Here is a 1707-nt window from a genome sequence, read left to right on the forward strand (position 1 = left end):
CGTCCTCGACCTGGTCGGCTCACTGGTGGACAAGTCGATCCTGATCCGCGAGGCCTACGGCGTCCGCGTCCGGTACCGGATGCTCGAAACCCTGCGCGAGTACGGCCGGGAACGGTTGCGCGCCGATGGCGCCGAGCAGGCGTTGCGGCGCCGGCACCGCGACTGGTTCGAACGGCTGGCGCTGCGGGCGTACACCCAGTGGATGGGGCCCCGGCAACTGGAATGGATCGATCGGCTGAACCGCGAACAGCCCAATCTGCGTGAGGCTCTGGAGTTCAGCCTGACCGAGCCCGACGAGGTGGCATCGGCCGAACGGATCGCGGTCGCCCTGTACGAGTTCTGGGTCGCGCGGCAGCGGGCCAGCGAGGCCCGCTATTGGCTCGGGCGCGCACTGGAGCGAACGGGCGGCGCGACGTTGGAACACATCGCGGCACTGAGCGCGGACACGATCTTGGCCGCGATGCAGACCGACATCCAGTCCGGGTCGGCGCGAATCGAGCAGGCGCGGTCGCTGGCCGGCGGCGACGAGGTGTTCGGTGCCTATGTCAACGGCGCGGGGTGCCTGCTGGCTCTGTTTTCCGGCGACTTCGCCGGTGCGGTGACGCAGTGCGAACAGGCACTACCGGTGTTCGAAGCCGCCGGTGACGTCTTGCATCAGGTGTCGGTCCTGCTGGCGCTCGGCGCCGCCTGCGGTCTGCTGCAGGACACGGACCGCGCCGCGGCGTGCCAGGAGCAGGTGCTGGCCATCACCACCGCGCTCGGCGAGTCGGTCTACCGGTCCTACGCACTGTCACAGCTCGCCTATACGACGGTCGAGCGCGGCGATCTCGAACGCGGGGCTGTGCTCGTGCAGGAGAGTCTGCGGCATTCCCGGGGAATCGACGACTTGTCGGTCGTCGCGAGCGGCCTGGCGACTCTGGCCTTTGTCGCGGCCGAGCAGCGTCATGCGCAGCGGGCCGCGGTGCTGGTCGGCGCGGCCATGTCGATCGCCGAATCCGTTGGCAGCCAAGCGGTCACGATTCTCGAGATGTTCGGCCATCGCCATCAGGCGCAGGAGTCCGCCACGCGTGTGCTCGGGCAGCGCGCTGTCGACGCGGCGCTGCGCCGGGGCCACGACCTCGGTATCGAAGAGGCCCTCGCCTACGCACTCGAGGAGGATCCGGCCGCGACGGAGGAGCTGCCTGCCGCGATGGCCGCACTGACCCGCCGCGAGAAGCAGATCGCCGAACTCGTCGCCCAAGGCCTGACCAACCGCGCCATCGCGGAGAAACTCGTCATCTCACAGCGCACCGCAGCGGGCCACGTCGAGCACATTCTGAGCAAGCTGCACTTCACCACCCGCGCCCAAGTCGCCGCCTGGGTGGTCACCCAAAACCAGAAGTAGCGGGGTCGCTACCGGGTCAGGTGTGATCCCACGGGTTGATGACAGGCACGTCCACCGGCTCGAAGTCCTTGGCATTGCGAGTCACCACCGTCATACCGTGCTCGTTCGCCGTTGCCGCGATCATCGCATCGCGCTCGGGTCCAGGATCCGGCACATGCCACCGTGCGGCGCGTCGACCCACAGCCAGATCGAGTGGCAGGATCCGGTTCGCGAAGACGTCCAGCACATCGTCTTCGAGCCACCTGCGCAGCCGACTGCCCTGGACGGAGTCGTGCCGTTCTCTCCGGCAGATACCGAGCTCGACCACCATGAGCTTGATCCCT

The 1707-nt window shown here is 68.2% G+C and carries 2 protein-coding genes; one reads left to right on the forward strand and one right to left on the reverse strand.

The genetic code is table 11. The features are described 5' to 3' along the window. On the forward strand, positions 1-1384 hold a 1384-nt coding region (locus tag ACFWPJ_RS32110; RefSeq protein WP_378857182.1), incomplete at its 5' end, for an ATP-binding protein. 16 nt (positions 1385-1400) lie between these two features. On the opposite strand, the gene ACFWPJ_RS32115 is transcribed toward ACFWPJ_RS32110, so the two are convergent. After that, the coding region (locus ACFWPJ_RS32115; RefSeq protein ID WP_378857184.1) for a PIN domain-containing protein at positions 1401-1707 on the reverse strand (307 nt) is incomplete at its 5' end.

The sequence above is a fragment of the Nocardia sp. NPDC058497 genome, from assembly GCF_042720195.1.
Classification (GTDB): domain Bacteria; phylum Actinomycetota; class Actinomycetes; order Mycobacteriales; family Mycobacteriaceae; genus Nocardia.